The 14490-nt window shown below is 68.3% G+C and carries 16 protein-coding genes; 7 read left to right on the top strand and 9 right to left on the bottom strand.

Translation table 11 applies throughout. The annotated features are described in order from the left end of the window. Positions 1-80 precede the first annotated feature (80 nt). A complete protein-coding gene (locus tag ABTV68_RS17860; protein ID WP_433675023.1) occupies positions 81-572 on the bottom strand; it encodes an FBP domain-containing protein in 492 nt (163 codons plus the stop codon). 459 nt (positions 573-1031) lie between these two features. Between ABTV68_RS17860 and ABTV68_RS17855 the strand changes: the two genes are divergently transcribed. Then, the gene (locus tag ABTV68_RS17855; RefSeq protein ID WP_433675022.1) at positions 1032-1697 is read left to right on the top strand and encodes a copper resistance CopC family protein; all 666 of its coding nucleotides are present in this window, start codon (positions 1032-1034) and stop codon (positions 1695-1697) included. Positions 1698-2106: 409 nt separating this feature from the next. On the opposite strand, the gene ABTV68_RS17850 is transcribed toward ABTV68_RS17855, so the two are convergent. The 3 genes from ABTV68_RS17850 to ABTV68_RS17840 form a co-directional block, all read right to left on the bottom strand. Continuing rightward, positions 2107-3552, bottom strand: coding sequence for a DUF6421 family protein (locus ABTV68_RS17850; protein WP_433675021.1), 1446 nt, complete (start codon positions 3550-3552; stop codon positions 2107-2109). 92 nt (positions 3553-3644) lie between these two features. Beyond that, positions 3645-4202: an RNA polymerase sigma factor gene (locus ABTV68_RS17845; RefSeq protein ID WP_433675020.1), complete on the bottom strand. Its 558-nt coding sequence runs from the start codon at positions 4200-4202 to the stop codon at positions 3645-3647. Next, on the bottom strand, positions 4199-4798 hold the full coding sequence (locus ABTV68_RS17840) for a hypothetical protein (protein ID WP_433675019.1): 600 nt from the start codon (positions 4796-4798) through the stop codon (positions 4199-4201). Before ABTV68_RS17840 ends, ABTV68_RS17845 begins: the two co-directional genes overlap by 4 nt. Before the next feature lie 120 nt (positions 4799-4918). Here ABTV68_RS17840 and ABTV68_RS17835 point away from each other — a divergent pair, with 120 nt between their 5' ends. From ABTV68_RS17835 to ABTV68_RS17820, 4 genes are all read left to right on the top strand, one after another. Continuing rightward, positions 4919-6166 (top strand): sensor histidine kinase, encoded by a 1248-nt coding sequence (locus ABTV68_RS17835; protein WP_433675018.1) that lies wholly within the window; start codon positions 4919-4921, stop codon positions 6164-6166. Between the two features lie 11 nt (positions 6167-6177). Then, a complete protein-coding gene (locus tag ABTV68_RS17830) occupies positions 6178-6825 on the top strand; it encodes a response regulator (protein ID WP_433675017.1) in 648 nt (215 codons plus the stop codon). A gap of 266 nt (positions 6826-7091) precedes the next feature. After that, the gene (locus ABTV68_RS17825; protein WP_433675016.1) at positions 7092-7853 is read left to right on the top strand and encodes an ABC transporter ATP-binding protein; all 762 of its coding nucleotides are present in this window, start codon (positions 7092-7094) and stop codon (positions 7851-7853) included. Next, positions 7850-9304 (top strand): FtsX-like permease family protein, encoded by a 1455-nt coding sequence (locus tag ABTV68_RS17820; protein ID WP_433675015.1) that lies wholly within the window; start codon positions 7850-7852, stop codon positions 9302-9304. Before ABTV68_RS17825 ends, ABTV68_RS17820 begins: the two co-directional genes overlap by 4 nt. 147 nt (positions 9305-9451) lie before the next feature. Here ABTV68_RS17820 and ABTV68_RS17815 read toward each other — a convergent pair whose 3' ends face one another. Continuing rightward, a complete protein-coding gene (locus tag ABTV68_RS17815; RefSeq protein ID WP_433675014.1) occupies positions 9452-9970 on the bottom strand; it encodes an N-acetyltransferase family protein in 519 nt (172 codons plus the stop codon). Between the two features lie 48 nt (positions 9971-10018). On the opposite strand from ABTV68_RS17815, the gene ABTV68_RS17810 reads away from it, so the two are divergent. Beyond that, the gene (locus tag ABTV68_RS17810; protein ID WP_433675013.1) at positions 10019-10591 is read left to right on the top strand and encodes a GNAT family N-acetyltransferase; all 573 of its coding nucleotides are present in this window, start codon (positions 10019-10021) and stop codon (positions 10589-10591) included. A 4-nt stretch (positions 10592-10595) separates the two neighbouring features. Here ABTV68_RS17810 and ABTV68_RS17805 read toward each other — a convergent pair whose 3' ends face one another. Next, entirely contained in the window at positions 10596-11105 is a 510-nt protein-coding gene (locus tag ABTV68_RS17805; RefSeq protein WP_433675012.1) for a hypothetical protein, read from the bottom strand. A gap of 52 nt (positions 11106-11157) precedes the next feature. Between ABTV68_RS17805 and ABTV68_RS17800 the strand changes: the two genes are divergently transcribed. Next, positions 11158-11796, top strand: coding sequence for a 2-phosphosulfolactate phosphatase (locus tag ABTV68_RS17800; protein WP_433675011.1), 639 nt, complete (start codon positions 11158-11160; stop codon positions 11794-11796). Positions 11797-11800: 4 nt separating this feature from the next. Here ABTV68_RS17800 and ABTV68_RS17795 read toward each other — a convergent pair whose 3' ends face one another. From ABTV68_RS17795 to ABTV68_RS17785, 3 genes are read right to left on the bottom strand one after another with little or no spacing between them, the layout of a single operon-like run. Then, the gene (locus tag ABTV68_RS17795) at positions 11801-12856 is read right to left on the bottom strand and encodes a hypothetical protein (protein ID WP_433675010.1); all 1056 of its coding nucleotides are present in this window, start codon (positions 12854-12856) and stop codon (positions 11801-11803) included. A 4-nt stretch (positions 12857-12860) separates the two neighbouring features. Further along, positions 12861-13937: a hypothetical protein gene (locus ABTV68_RS17790; RefSeq protein WP_433675009.1), complete on the bottom strand. Its 1077-nt coding sequence runs from the start codon at positions 13935-13937 to the stop codon at positions 12861-12863. A 38-nt stretch (positions 13938-13975) separates the two neighbouring features. After that, positions 13976-14464 (bottom strand): SprT-like domain-containing protein, encoded by a 489-nt coding sequence (locus tag ABTV68_RS17785; protein WP_433675008.1) that lies wholly within the window; start codon positions 14462-14464, stop codon positions 13976-13978. Between the last annotated feature and the right edge of the window lie 26 nt (positions 14465-14490).

Below are 14490 nucleotides of genomic sequence, written 5' to 3'. Positions count from 1 at the left end.
CGAAGCTCCCGAGAAACCCAAGCAAGTCCGATAAACCCCGCAGCGCGGGGTGTCTCGGACTTGCTTGGGTGTTTCGCGGATCAGGCCGTGTGGTCGCGAACGTCGCGCAGGAACGCCTCGACGGTGACGCCGAGGGTCTCGATGCGCTGCAGTCGCGCAGCCTCGCGATCGAAGCCAGGGTAGGGCAGCGGCGGAAGCTTGCGGACGTTGCGTGAGCACTCGAACCCGCTGCACACCAGGGTGCCGACGGTGTCGCCGCGCCGGCCAGCATCGCCCGCGCGTCGCGCCGCGAACAGCACGACGTCGTTGGGCAGCGTGACGTCGGTGCACCAGGTGCACTGCGCCCGGCTGCGCGGCTTGGTGTCGCTCTGGCGCAGCATCACGCCGACGGGCTCGCCGTCCACGATGCCGACCACATAGCCGATCTGTGGCTGCTTCCGGTCGCGCCAGCCCAGGTAGTCGAGCTTGTCCCAGACGAGTTCGTCGAACTCGGGCATGCTCGCGCGGGTGCGCTCGGAACGGGTGGTGTTGATGAAGGAGGCGCGGATCTGCGCCTCGGTGAGGTTCTGCATTGTCGTCTTTCGTCAGCGTCTCGCTGAACGGCGCGGATACGCATGGGAAGGCGTTTCCGCGGGTGAGCGAGAACGATCTCAGAATGAGTTGCGCGACAGCGTGAATCGCTTCGCGGCACGGACGCTCGCCGTACGGCGACGAGCGGAGATGCTTCGCTGATTCGCTCGAATCCCAGAGACGCCACCGATCACATCGTCGACTGACGAGGCGATCGGAAGGAGGTCCGAGAGGGGCGAGTCAGCGCGCGAGGCGCGCGCCTCTGTCCGCGGCGCGGAGAACGCCACGGACCTCCCTGCTCCCGATCACGGGACTCATCGACGACATACCTCGATCGTACCCCCTCCTCCACAGGCGAGGGCTGTGCACTCTGCGCGGTCGTCCAGCAGGAACCGGGAAGAATGGACACGCGTCCGCCGCCCCCGAATCGGGCGATCCGAGTTCGCCGACAGGAGTTCTGCATGTCCACGCTCACCCGCCCCGCTCTCGCACGCCCGCGCACCGCGCTGCTGGTGGTGCTGGCTCTCATCGCCACGATGATCGGCGGTCTGTTCGCGGCCACTCCGGCCCTCGCCCACGATGAGCTGGTGGCCACCACGCCGTCGAAGGGCGAGACGGTGACCGCCGCGCCCACCTCGATCGGGCTCGAGTTCTCCCAGGAGGTGTTCCCGGAAGGCACCTTCGCGGAGGTTCGCGGCGAGGATGGCGCGAACTATGCCGACGGCACTCCGACGGTGGAGGGAACCATCGTGACCATTCCGCTGAAGACTGGCCTGCCGAACGGCGAGTACACCGTCAACTGGCAGATCACCTCCAGCGACGGCCACCCCACGCAGGGCAACTGGACCTTCACGCTGGCGGCGGAGCAGCCGCCGGTCACGGAGCAGGCCCCGGTGACGGAACCGACCACCGATCCCGCGACAGCGACGCCGGTGGCGACTGCGACCGCCGCGCCGACCACCGCCCCCGCCGCATCGCCCGAGACGTCGGTGGTCGCTTCCCCGGACGCGACCACCGCGGACAGCGGGTCCCCGGTGCTGGGGATCGTGATCGGCCTGGTCGTCATCGTCGCTGTCGTAGCGGTGTTGGCCGTGATCCTGCTGCGTCGCCGCGCGACTCGCGGGTGAGTCCCCGCGCCGCGGGTGACGATTCTGCACCGATTCCAGGGCGCGCCGTACCCGCAATTGACACGTGGGTGGACTGCTCCGTAACTTTTAAGTATCGGGCGGACCTGCAAGACGATTCGTCATGTACGTCCGGTCGAATCTCCACCCGCGCGACGACCTGTACGTTCGGGGGGTGAATCGGAAATCCTGGGCAATCGGGACGGCTCGCTGAGACTCTGGTCCTGGCGAACCGTGCGCAGGAGGACGGATCCATCCACGGAGACGCTCGACGAGGGCGGCTGTGGAGGTGCATGCATCCCCTCGCATTCACTGGCCCGCCGCCCTCGTCGAGCACCTGTCACTTCTCGTGGCGATCGTCGCCCACAGAGAAAGGTCCCCGCGCCTGTCGGAGCGGGGACCTTTTCTGTGATCAGTCGGTGCCGCGAATGCCCTGCGTCGACGCGATGACGTCCGTCATCTTCTTGTCGAGGGCTTCGAAGAACATCGACAGCGGGAACTCGTCGTCCAGCACCGCATCGGTGTACCCCTTCGGCGCGCCGAGGAGGATCTCGTCGGGCAGACCGCGGTTCCACTGCGATGCCGGGTGCGGCGTGACCACGGAGCGCACGAGGTCGTACGCGGCCAGCCAGTGCACGGTCTTCGGACGGTCGATCGAGCGCCAGTACAGGTCGTCGATCGCGTCACCCAGCGCCACCACGGCGTCGGGCAGGCGATCCCACTCGACGGCCAGCGACACGTCGGTCCAGTGCAGCACACCGCGCTGGTGCAGCCACGCGAACAGCAGCTGACCGCCGAGTCCGTCGTAGTTGCGCACGCGCGTGCCGGTCAGCGCGAAGCGGAAGATGCGGTCGAACAGCACGGCGTACTGCACCAGTGCCGCCTTCTCGAGCATCTGCTCTTCGGCGTCGGTGATCGCGTCGCCGGCGTCCTTGCGCGCCTGGAGCGCTCGCTGGATCTTGACGCTCTCGCGGAAGGCGGTGAGGTCGCAGCGCATCTCCTCCAGCGAGTAGAGGAAGAACGGCATGCGCTGCTTGATCATGAACGGATCGAACGGCAGGTCGCCTCGCATGTGCGTGCGGTCGTGGATGATGTCCCACATCACGAACGTCTCCTCGGCCAGCTTCTGGTCGGTGAGCATGCGCGCGGCGTCCTCGGGGAGTTCGAGCTTGGTGATCTCCGCTGCGGCATCCACCACACGGCGGTAGCGCGCGGCCTCGCGGTCCTGGAAGATCGCGCCCCACGTGAACGTGGGGATCTCGCGCATCGACACCGTCTCGGGGAACAGCACCGCGGAGTTCGTGTCGTAGCCGGAGGTGAAATCGACCAGACGCAGGGACACGAACAGCTTGTTGCCGTAGTCGCCTGCCTCCAGCTCGGCGATGAACTCGGGCCAGATGACCTCGACGATCAGCGCTTCGACGTGGCGATCGGGCGAACCATTCTGCGTGTACATCGGGAACACCACGAGGTGGCGGATCCCGTCGACGCGGTGCAGCTGCGGCTGGAAGGCCACAAGCGAATCCAGGAAGTCCGGTACGCCGAAGCCCTCATCCGCCCAGCGCCGGAAGTCGGCGACCAAAGCGGTCAGGTACTCCGCGTCATGCGGGAACAACGGGGCCAGCGTGTCGATCGACGAGATGATCGTCTGCACCAGTTCACCGGCGCGCGCGTGATCGGTGGTCTCGGGAACCGAGCCGTCCTTCACCTGCATCGTCTGCAGCTCGGTGGCGGCACCCTTCAGGGCGAGCCATTGCGGCGAGTCCTCCACGCCGACTGCGCGACCGTCCTCGACGACCTCGGGCTCTCCGACGACGGCCTTGTGCTCACGCGTTTCGTGGGTCTGGCTGATGGACATGGGAACCTCCGATCTCGAGGCTCGGGCCGCTGCACTGCGACGTGCTGCCACGTCTTGTGAATGCGGCGGCGGGTGAATGGGTTGCGACGATCCTAGCGGGTTCCCCCTGACGACGGCTGAGTTCCGTGGGCCCGTACGCTGCGCCCATCGTGATCGGCGAGGATCGCTCGGAGCCGCTGACGTGCGCGCTCATAGCGCGTGCGCACCGTCGACGGATTGCGTCCGAGGATGGCCGCTGCTTCGGCCTGCATGAAGCCCTCCCAGTGGACCAGCATGATGATCTGCTGGTCCAGCTCGGCCAGTTCTCGAAGCGCGTCGCGCACACGGCGGGCGTCATCGGCGTCGGTGAAGCCGGTGTACGGGTTCTGCTCCAGTTCGCTGCGCAGTCGCTCGGTCACAGCCGCACGTCGAGCCCACGAACGTCTGTGGCGCTGCAACACCCGGTGAGCCACACCGAACAGCCACGGACGTAGCTGGGCGTCGTCGCGCGGCGCGTCTCGGGCGCGACGCCACAGCACCAGCATCGTCTCCGACAGCAGATCGGCGGCGTCCTCACGGACCGGAGTGCGGCGAACGAAGTACGCGAGGAGGTCGGGCGCCTCCCGCTCGGCGGCAGCCGCGATGCGTGCGCGCAGCTCCTCGCGACTCATCCGAGGACCCCGGGCACGCAGGAGAAGCCCCATGCTTCAACGAGCGGCACATCCGTCGGCGGCTCGAGGGCGAGATCGGATCCGGGCAGGATCGCCGCATCAGGAATGGTCGCGGTGACGAAGCTGGGAACCCATCGCGTGAAACCCTCGCCCACGCGCTCTTCGCCGTCGTTGGGATCGCCGGGAACAGGGGCGCCGGTCGCGTTGTCGTACAGCGACTGTCCGAAGCCGGACCAGTCGCGCGCGGCGATGTCGTCGTTGAGGGCTCGGATCTGCTCGGGCGTCACCTGGCTCAACTCGACGTAGCCACCGCACTCCTCCTGCTCACCGTCAATCGTGGTGAACACGAGGGGAATCGGCACCGAAGTGCGCGATGCCCCGTCGGGCAGCTGGACGAACGGCCAGGAGTTCAGGCCGAGGGCTGTTGCCGAAGCGGCCCCAGTGAGCACCACAGCTCCGACCACGATCAGCGGGACGAACCATCGTCGAGGCTGTCGATGCGTGGCGGCGCGCGCAACGTCACGCGCGGCAGTTGCCAGCCGCGCATCCGGTGGGGCAACCATCGCATTCAGTCGTGCCGTGAAGTCATCGTCCATGTTTCTGCACCACCCTCTCACCGAGACATGCCCGTTCGATGGCGAGGTGTCTCATCCGGTGCCGATCTCATACATCCGGAGACGGATGTGCCGAAGCGGGGCCTCCCGTAGCGTGGAGGGGTGTTCCGTCCGCTTCGCCGTTCCCAACTGGTCTGGGATATCGTCGGCGCCTCCCTGCTGCTTCTGATCGGGTGGCCGGTGATCGGCGTCGCCTCGGCGACCGGAATGGAACCCACGAACGGCTGGACCGCGTTCGGCGCAGTGCTGAGCACGGTGCTGGCCGCCGGGGCCGCTGCGATCCGCCGACTCTCGCCGCCCCTGGCGCTCATCATCGCGTGGGTCGCCGCGCTGCTGACGATGGCATTCGTGCTGATCCCGGGTGTGATCATCCCGGTGGTCTTCATGGTGCTGTTCGCCACGTCGGCCTACGGGTCGAAGCGAACCCTGTACTGGGGGCTCGCGTCCGTGGTGGTGGGGTCGCTCCTGGCATCCGCCTACGTCACTCTCGCGACCCTCGCGGGCGCGTTCATGAACCCGGCCGCAGGCACCACGGAAACGCCGGGCACCACGCTGGTCCTGGTCATCACCGCGGCGATGTTCGTGGCCTGCATCGCGTCCATGGGACTCAGCTGGGCGTTCGGCCTCCTGCTGCGCAACCGCCTCCGCACGCGTCGGGTGGAGCGTGAGCGGGAGATCGCCGAGGCGCTGGCCGTTGCCGAACAGCAGCGCACGCAGATCGCCCGCGACATGCATGACGTGGTTGCTCATTCCCTGGCGGTCGTGATCGCGCAGGCCGACGGCGCCCGATATGCGTCGGTGGCACGCCCGGAGGCGGCGACAGAAGCGCTGCGGACCATCGCGAGCACAGCGCGCGGCGCGCTGTCGGACGTCCGACTGCTGCTGACGCAGCTGCGACACTCGCAGGCCGAGGGCCCGCAGCCCACCCTGGCCGATCTGGAGATGCTCTACACGCAGGTGCGCCAGGCCGGCGTCGATCTGCGCGTGGACGTCGATCCGATTCCGCGCGTCGACCCGCCCGGCGCGATCCAGCTGGCGGTGTACCGGATTCTGCAGGAGGCGCTCACCAACGCCATGCGTCACGGCGACGATTCCGGCGTGGACGTCTACCTGTCGTGGTACCCGGATCGCGTCGATCTCGGGGTCATCAACGTGATCAATCCGCAGGATTCATCACGCCCCGGGGGTCACGGTCTCATCGGCATGCGCGAGCGCGCTCAGCTTGTGGGTGGCACACTCGATGCGGGGGCTGACGCCACCGACGGGCGGAATCGCTTCGTCGTCCGCGCCAGCATCCCGATCACCGAGATCGCAGAGCCGGCGGATTCAGCCGCCGGTGCCACCAGCTGAGGAGCGTACGCATGGCCGATTCGATCCGGGTCGTGCTCGTCGACGATCAGGCGCTGTTCCGCGCCGGCATTCGCATGCTGGCCGACTCGCAGCCCGATATCGACGTGGTGGGCGAGGCCGGCGACGGGCGCGAGGCGCTCGACGTGGTGGCGCGCACGAAGCCCGACGTCGTGCTCATGGACATCCGCATGCCGGTGATGGACGGTCTCACGGCCACCGCGGAGATCCTCCGCACTCCGGACGCACCGCGCGTGGTGATGCTCACGACGTTCGATCTCGATGAAGCAGCCGCGCGCGCGATCCAGCAGGGCGCGAGCGGATTCCTCCTCAAGGACACTGAGCCGGAAGCGCTCCTCGCGGCGATCCGCACGGTCCATTCCGGATCGGCGGTCATCGCCGCTGCTGCGACGCAAGACCTCTTCGCGCACTTCACGAGCCCGCAGACGGCACCGCTTCCCGCAGAGTACGAGACGCTAACCGAGCGTGAGCGCGAGATCTTCGCCCTCGCAGCACGTGGGCTGAGCAACGCCGAGATCGCCGCGCGGGAGTTCCTCTCCGAGGCGACCGTGAAGACGCATATCAGTCGCATCCTCACCAAGCTCGACCTGCGCGACCGGGTGCAGCTCGTGGTCTTCGCTTTCGAGCACGGCCTCGCCTAACCCCGCCTCCGCGCCACCCAGCGCCCGGCACTGTGATCGTCGCGCTCGGTCCGCCCCGGCCACGCACCTCCGCAGCGCCGTCCCGTCCAGCCGCGCGTGCCGAACCCCGCGAGAATTCCCTCTGTGGGCGAGAAACCCCGCGTTGCGTGCATTGTCACCCACAGACGGAAGTCTCACGGGTGGGGGAGTCGGATCATCCTCGCGATGTAGGGGGATCGGGCGCGGGGGCGATGTGCGTGCGTCTGCCGTCGAACGAGGCTGGAAGCATGCAGATCACGACCTCCGACCTCGGGCTCGCCGCCCGCGTCCAGCACCTCACCAAGACCTATGGCTCGGGCGAGGGCGAGGTCCGTGCGCTCGACGACGTGAGTGTCGGCGTGCGTCGCGGACAGTTCACCGCCATCATGGGCCCGTCCGGCTCGGGCAAGTCCACGCTCATGCACATCATGGCGGGGCTCGACTCGCCGTCCAGCGGCAACGTGTGGATCGGCGACACCGATATCACCGGCATGGGCGACACCGACCTCACGCTGCTGCGGCGTCGTCGGATCGGCTTCATCTTCCAGTCGTTCAACCTGGTGCCCACCCTCGACGTGGCTGGCAACATCCAGCTGCCCCTCGACCTCGATGGCCGCAAGCCGACGGCGGAGGAGACCGCGCGCATCGCGATGCTGGTCGACACGCTGGGACTCCGGAGCCGTCTCACCCATCGACCGCACCAGTTGTCGGGCGGCCAGCAGCAGCGCGTGGCCATCGCCCGTGCGCTCGCTACCGCGCCCGACCTCGTCTTCGCCGATGAGCCGACCGGAAACCTCGACTCCCGCACCGGGCGCGAGGTGCTGTCCCTACTCGCTGCCGCCAGCCGCGAGCACGGCCAGTCGATCGCGATGGTCACCCACGATCCGATCGCCGCCTCCTACGCCGACCGCGTCATCTTCCTGGGCGACGGTCGCATCGTGGCCGACAAGCCGCGTCAGACGCCCGAGCAGATCACCACGTACATGCTCGCGGCCGAGGTGAACGCATGACCGCCGTCGCGCTTGCACCGACGAAGAGCGCGGCCCCCTCGCTCGGCTGGCTGCGTGAGCGGGGGATGGGATCGAGCATCCTCATCGCCGCCCTCAGCTCCGCGTTCGGTGTCGTCCTCGTCACGGTGACGGGCTACATCGGCGCGGTGATGATGGACAACCCGGTGCTCGGGGAATCCGCCACGGCGATGTTCGTCGTGGTCATGCTCAGCGTGCTGCTGGTGGGCGTCGCGGTCTATGTGGCCTCCATCGTGACCGCCAACACGTTCGCGACGATCGTGGCGGGGCGCACGCGGCAGATCGCGCTGATGCGTCTCATCGGTGCGTCGGCTCGCTCCGAGCGTGCAGCGATCGCCCGTCAGGGACTGGGGGTCGGCGTGATCGGAGCCGTCATCGGCCTCGTGCTCGCCACCGCCGCGGCCGCGGTGGCGCTGCCTCTCGTCAACCGTGCGCTGGGTGTCGGTGACCTCTCGTTCAGCGTGCTGCAGCCGTGGATCGTGATCCCCGCCGCCGCCGTGGCGCTCACGACCTGGGCGGCGGCATGGGTGGGGTCGCGTCGCGTGCTCACGGTGACTCCGCTGCAGGCGCTCGCCGGGTCGCAGGAGCGGACCGCGGACGATGTTCGCCGTCCCGCGCGCACTGCTTCGGCCGTCGCCCTGCTCGTGATGGGGATCGCTCTGCTGGCGGGAGGGCTGCTGTTCGGCACGTTCATCAACCCGATGGGCGTCGCCATCGCCTTCCTCGGCGGGGTCCTCTCCTTCACCGGACTCGCGCTGGGCTCGACGTTCATCATGCCGCCGGTGCTGGGCCTGGTCGGGCGCTTGTTCGGCTCCTCGCCCACCGCGAAACTGGCTGCCGAGAACGCGATGCGCCACCCCGAGCGCTCGGCACGCATGACGATCGGCGTGGTGATGGGCGTGACCCTGGTCACCATGTTCTCGGTCGCCAGCGAATCCGCCAAGGCGATGATGGTGCGCGGTGCCGACTCGGCGATCGGAGCTCAGATCAGTCAGGTCATGGACAGCTTCGCCGCCGTCATGATGGGGCTCGTCGGAGTCTCGGCGATCATCGCCGCCGTAGGCCTCGTGAACCTGCTGACGATCGGTGTGGTGCAGCGTCGTCGCGAACTGGGACTGCTGCGCGCTCTCGGATTCACGGCCAAGCAGGTTCGACGCATGGTGCTGCTGGAGGCCGCGCACATCTCGATCGCCTCCCTCGCGACGGGCCTCGTGCTCGGTGTCGCTTACGGGTGGGTGGGCGCACAGTCCACGCTGGGCTCGATTCCGGTGCCGCCGGACATGACCGCGCCGAACTTCATCCTGCCGACCATTCCCTGGACGCTCATCCTCGGCGTCGTCGCGGCCACCGCGCTGCTGACGGTGGTGGCATCCCTCGCGCCGACGCGCCTCGCGACACGTGTGGTTCCTGTGGAGGCCCTCGCCACGGACTGACCGATCCCCGCGCCGCAGCCCCTGCGTCGAAAAGAGGATCATGCGCTGAGATGAGGACGGATGTGCCGATTTCGTCCTTCGCTCGCGACATGATCCTCTTTTCGACGCATTGCGTGGACCCCGCGGGAAGCGCGCGCCGGATGCGTGTCAGACCTCGTCGCGCACCATGCGCAGCTCGCGGAGCTTGACGCCGTTGTATTCGTCGACTTTCTCCGCTCCGTCGAACGCGAAGCCGTTGCGGCGGTAGAACGCCTGCGCCCGGGGGTTGTCGTCCAACACCCACAGGGAGGTCGGTCGGGCGAAGTCGGACGCGACATCCATCAGCGCCTGGCCTGCGCCCGATCCGTAGGCGTCCGCAAGCACGTACAGGGCGTACAGCTCGATGTGCGGGGGCAGATCCTCATCGCGGGACGGCCCGATTGAGATGAAACCCGCCACGCGCCCTTCGTTATCGGACAGCCAGGAACGCCACGGCGCCTCCGGCTCGGCCTCCGACGTCAGAATCCGCTGCCAGGAAGCGATCCGATCCGACACCGACAGACCGTCGAGCAGGCTCTGCGGCATTCGCCCGGCGTACGCCTCTCGCCAGGCGCGCACGTGCACCTCTGCGAGCCCGTGCGCATCCGGGAGGGCGGCCTGTCTGATGTCGAAGCGAAGAGGTGCCATGACGCGCCAGCGTAGTTCACTGTCGGAGGTCCCTGCGACACTGGCTGTATGAGCATCGAGGTACGGCCGGCGGTCGTTTTCGAAGACGTGGCCGCGGTGGTCGGGCCGAAGAAGCCCACCTCCAACGTGTGCTTCTGCCTGAGCTATCGCATCGGCAACAAGGAGAACGTCTCACTCCGCGGTCAGGCACGCGCCGATCGGGTGAAGGAGCTCTGTGCGCAGGATCCCCCGCCGGGAGTGCTCGCCTATCTCGACGGAGAACCGGTGGGATGGGCGGCGGTGCACCCGCGAGCCGGCACGAGCTTCGCGCGCAACCGACTGATTCCGCACGTGGACGATCTCGACGTCTGGTCGCTGTGGTGCTTCCGGGTGAAGCCCGGACACCGCAAACAGGGGGTCCTGCACGCTCTCGTAGACGGGGCCGTGGAACACGCCCGTGACAGCGGTGCGGTCGCCATTGAGGGCTACCCCGTCGACAACGGCGGGAACCGGGTCAACCTCACCATGGCCTACGTGGGTACGCGGAGCCTGTTCGAGCGAGCCGGATTCACGAAGGCCGCCGACACCGGATCGGTGCTCGACGGCTTCCCGCGGGTGCTGATGCGCAGATCCCTGGTCTGATTCGTCAGTCCGCCGGTGATGCGGACGCCTCGGGATCGAAAGCCCACGTGGGTGCGAGCTTCGTGATGCGCGCCTGGCGCAGCTGCCACGACGCCCACAGGGTCGGCCAGAGTGCCGGGGCTGTCGCTCCGCGGACGGTGAGGCGATCGCGCCACAGCGTGCGATCCGGCCGTCCCGGAACCGCGCTCACCGCCATTTGGTGATCCCACACATCCAGCGACGCCAAGGGCCCTGTCAACGGAATGCCCGAGTCTCGCAGGATCCGCACCCGCACGCCGTCGTGGACGACCTCGCGATCGGTGGTGTGGATGAGCTGCTTGCCGATGCCCACGGCTCCCATCATGAGCATCTCCACGGCCGTGTCGCCGCCGTGCTCGAGCTGCGTGGGGATGGGTGTCATCGGCCGCAACACGATGAGCGGGCTGTAGAGCTCGGCCAGCACCGCGGGGGAGTGCAGCGCACGCCAGGCTGCATCGGCGTCGCAGTCGATCTGGAACTTGAGCATCACGCGCATGCCACCATCCTGCCCCGGCGGGCGGTGCGTCAGCGGTGAATAGCATGGAGGGATGAGCTTCCCCTTCGCCCAGGACACGTATCAGGTGCGCATGGAGTGGGGGACAACGGGCCTGGCCCGGCTGGCACCGGCGGACGTTGTCGTCGTGGTGGACGTGCTGCGATTCTCGTCGGTGGTCTCCGAACGCACCGCCGCCGGTGAGGAGCTTGCGCTCGCAGATCTCGCCCCGCGCTCTCTCAACGGAGCGGCCGTTGCCGCATTCGCGGCCGATCAGGACCACGCCCCGGTCGTCCTGATCGGCAGCCTGCGCAACGCCTCCGCGATCGCCGACGCGATCGTCGATCTGCAGAACCAGCGGGGCGCGCGCACCTCGGTGGCCGTGATCGCGGCGGGAGAGCTCACCTCTCGAGATCCCGACGCTCACGTGCGCTTCGCGGTCGAGGATCAGCTCGGTGCGGGTGCGATCATCGACGCGCTGAGCACACGGGGTCTCGATCACACCTCACCGGAGGCCGCGGTCGCCGGTGAGGCGTACCGGGCACTCGCCGGCGCCGTGCGCCATCTGCTGGGCGCGTCGGGATCAGGACGAGAGCTGATCATGCGAGATGAGCGTGCCGTCACCGCGGCTGCCGCGAGCGTAGACGCGGATCGGGTCGCGCCACGGCTGATCGACGGCATCATCCGCGCCTGACACGTCACTCCTCGCGCAGCGTCGCCACGGGATCCTGGCCCGGAAGCCAGGTGACGACGGTGCGGACGTACCGACCGGACGGCGCTGGCGGAAAGGAGAACTCAGGGCCGGGGAAGATCCAGGTGGTCTGCTCGCTCGAGGTGACCCTCTCGCGACACGACTCGGCGCTCTCGTACCCGGCCGTGTTGATGTCGGACCCCGAGAGCGTGATCGCGTACACGCAGCGCAATCCGTCCTGATCCACGGCCCACAGCGCGGTGAGCCCTGAGACCGCGACGGGCGTCGCGGTGACGGCGTCGTCCGGGGGGACCGGTCGCGTACGGTTGATGATCGCGTTCGGCTCCAGCGCGCTGATGGTCACGTCATGCCACACCGGCTCGAGCTGAGCAGGAGTTCCCTCCCGCCAGACGGCCTGGATCGTGCTGCGGGCGGTATACGTCTCTCCCGATGCAGAGGTCGACCACAGCTCCGCGGCCCCCGTCGTCTCGGCGGTGCAGCTCAGCAGGTCTGCGCTGCTCGGCTGGCTCGCATCGGGGATGGCAGCGATCACGAAGCAGCGACTTTCGCCATCCACCGAACGCGCTTCCCAGACGACGCTGCCGTAGAGCATGCCGATATAGACGAGGGTGTCAGGGTCCGCCTCGTTGGCGATCTCCACTCGCGCGGCGTTGAGGGTCGTGGCGACGGTCTCGCTCACGGGGATCCACGAGGCGGCGGTGTCGGGCGCCTGCGCCCAGTCGTGCCCCGCCCATCCCGCCACGAAGGTCACCACCAGGATCACTGCGGCGCCGACGGCCAGCAGCGCGCGGCGAACGGGGCCGGCCACACGAACCCTCGTTCGAGGACGGCGGGTATCGCGCGCAGCCTGCGGACCGGGTGTGAGGTGTTCATCCTCCTGAGCCGCCGGCGCATCGTCCGCGGGTGCCAGGAGTTCCGCGAGTCGTCGTGCCTGTTCCGGCTCGAGGTCGGCTCCAGCGCGGCCGTAGGCGGCCGCCATCAGGCGTCGTCTTTCCTCATCTGCCGAGGTGTCGCCCACGATCTTCCCCCTCTCGTCACGCATGCCGTCACTGATCCAGGGCGGGAACAAGGGTCGGGTCGCCGTCGATCGGCCACTCCACGCGCCAGTGCCATCCCGGCAGGACGTTCCCGGTTTCTGCCTCCAGCAGAATGCTGTCGGGTGCGAAGTCTGCCGAGGTGGCACGCATGCCGGCCGCCGGATCGTCCTGGTCGTCCAACCAGGAGATTGTCGTGCCGTCCCGCTTCACGGCGATGGCCGCACGTGCGCCCCCGGCGACACACGCCCAGTAACTCGTGGTGACGGCGTTGCTCCCACTGCCGAAGACGTCAGCGCCGGGGACGATGGAGAAGTCGAGGAGGGAGGGTGGGTCCTCGCACCCCGCGAGCTCCACCGCCGACTGCCGGTCCTCCATCAGCTGCTGGGACGCTCCGGCACCGGGGCCCACGGCCAGATCGCCCGTGACACCGTCGATCGATGTCTGCAACCGTGCGCCCTCGCTGTTCCACAGGATGCTCGTGCTCATGGCGGCCTCCCCGCCCCCGTCCGCGTTGTAGACGTCGGTCCGCAACACCAACTCCGTCGTGTCTGCGGTCACGCACAGCGGCTCTGCCAGCGGCATCGGAGCGGTGGACACGGGGAGCACGCAGTGCTCCCCGGACTGTAGAGAGCCCGCGAAGTAGTCGATGCCGTTCAGCGCGCCCGCGTAGTTCCAGGTGGCCCACCCCTGCTCCCGCGCGATGTCCGCACCGATCTGCAGAACCCGCTCCATCGCCGCAGGCGGTGTCGGAGCGGTGGAACGACCGACAACGAACGCGCCGATGAGCGCTGCCGCGACGGCGAAACACGCGAGGGACGCGACAACGATCCGTCCCCGACGTCGCGCGGGCGCAGGATCACCGGTCGGAACGGAGGCCTCCTCACCGATGCCGTCGAGGAGATCACGCACGTCCTCCTCGCGCGCCCTCGTCTCGGGCGTGATGTCCTGAGCCTCGGCGGCGGATTCCTCCGCCCGCCGTGTCAGCTCATCGAGGCGTGCCAGCTCGGCGGCGTCAAGCGCATCTCCGTGTCGAAACACGCGCCGCTGCAGCTCGCGGAGTTCTCGGGCATCATCGTCGCTGAGCATGGCCCCCATCCTTGCCTACCTGCGCCCCCACTCGCGATTCAGCGCGGAGCTACCGCTGCCCGTCGTGTTGCAGCTGAGATCTCGCGTCGCGTCCACGTGAAGTGAAAGCGTGGGTCGTACTGTGGTGCGCACTTCACGCACGAGGCGAGCCGGGTCGGTCTGCGGTGTCGATACGCGATATGACCCGCGGGGCAGACGCCGACCCAGGGAGCGAGCTCATTGGCCGTCTCGCCGCGGTGCGTGGTGCCACCGACGTAACCGAGATCCCGAGCGATGCGCTTCCACCGCGGCCCGTGCCCGGCGGCGGGGCCGGCCAGGGCATGCGCCACCTCGTGCAGCAGTGTCTGGTGGTTGGTGTCGTCGTCATACCGGGCGGCCAGGTACCGGGAGACGGAGATGCGCTTGCGGTTGTAGTCGCACAGCCCCGCGCGACGCTTCGCATTGTCGAAACCGAACGTCCACGAAGGGTCCAGATGGGTGCGGATGAGCGCGTTCGCCCAGATCTCCACGCGCCCCAGCTCCGACATGTCTCTCAGCTTACGTCTGGCCTCCG

This window comes from Microbacterium gorillae, from assembly GCF_050990725.1.
Classification (GTDB): domain Bacteria; phylum Actinomycetota; class Actinomycetes; order Actinomycetales; family Microbacteriaceae; genus Microbacterium; species Microbacterium gorillae_A.
Note: the sequence above shows the minus strand (reverse complement) of the source record. Positions and strands in the feature narration are given on the sequence as shown.

Bases quoted from the DNA above. Each gene is read 5' to 3' on its own strand.
- ABTV68_RS17825 (WP_433675016.1), top strand. From the start codon at position 7,092: ATGCAGATCACGACCTCCGACCTCGGGCTCGCCGCCCGCGTCCAGCAC.
- ABTV68_RS17855 (WP_433675022.1), top strand. From the start codon at position 1,032: ATGTCCACGCTCACCCGCCCCGCTCTCGCACGCCCGCGCACCGCGCTG.
- ABTV68_RS17815 (WP_433675014.1), bottom strand. From the start codon at position 9,970: ATGGCACCTCTTCGCTTCGACATCAGACAGGCCGCCCTCCCGGATGCG.
- ABTV68_RS17845 (WP_433675020.1), bottom strand. From the start codon at position 4,202: ATGAGTCGCGAGGAGCTGCGCGCACGCATCGCGGCTGCCGCCGAGCGG.
- ABTV68_RS17810 (WP_433675013.1), top strand. From the start codon at position 10,019: ATGAGCATCGAGGTACGGCCGGCGGTCGTTTTCGAAGACGTGGCCGCG.
- ABTV68_RS17800 (WP_433675011.1), top strand. From the start codon at position 11,158: ATGAGCTTCCCCTTCGCCCAGGACACGTATCAGGTGCGCATGGAGTGG.
- ABTV68_RS17820 (WP_433675015.1), top strand. From the start codon at position 7,850: ATGACCGCCGTCGCGCTTGCACCGACGAAGAGCGCGGCCCCCTCGCTC.
- ABTV68_RS17840 (WP_433675019.1), bottom strand. From the start codon at position 4,798: ATGGACGATGACTTCACGGCACGACTGAATGCGATGGTTGCCCCACCG.
- ABTV68_RS17785 (WP_433675008.1), bottom strand. From the start codon at position 14,464: ATGTCGGAGCTGGGGCGCGTGGAGATCTGGGCGAACGCGCTCATCCGC.
- ABTV68_RS17805 (WP_433675012.1), bottom strand. From the start codon at position 11,105: ATGCGCGTGATGCTCAAGTTCCAGATCGACTGCGACGCCGATGCAGCC.
- ABTV68_RS17860 (WP_433675023.1), bottom strand. From the start codon at position 572: ATGCAGAACCTCACCGAGGCGCAGATCCGCGCCTCCTTCATCAACACC.
- ABTV68_RS17850 (WP_433675021.1), bottom strand. From the start codon at position 3,552: ATGTCCATCAGCCAGACCCACGAAACGCGTGAGCACAAGGCCGTCGTC.
- ABTV68_RS17790 (WP_433675009.1), bottom strand. From the start codon at position 13,937: ATGCTCAGCGACGATGATGCCCGAGAACTCCGCGAGCTGCAGCGGCGC.
- ABTV68_RS17830 (WP_433675017.1), top strand. From the start codon at position 6,178: ATGGCCGATTCGATCCGGGTCGTGCTCGTCGACGATCAGGCGCTGTTC.
- ABTV68_RS17795 (WP_433675010.1), bottom strand. From the start codon at position 12,856: ATGCGTGACGAGAGGGGGAAGATCGTGGGCGACACCTCGGCAGATGAG.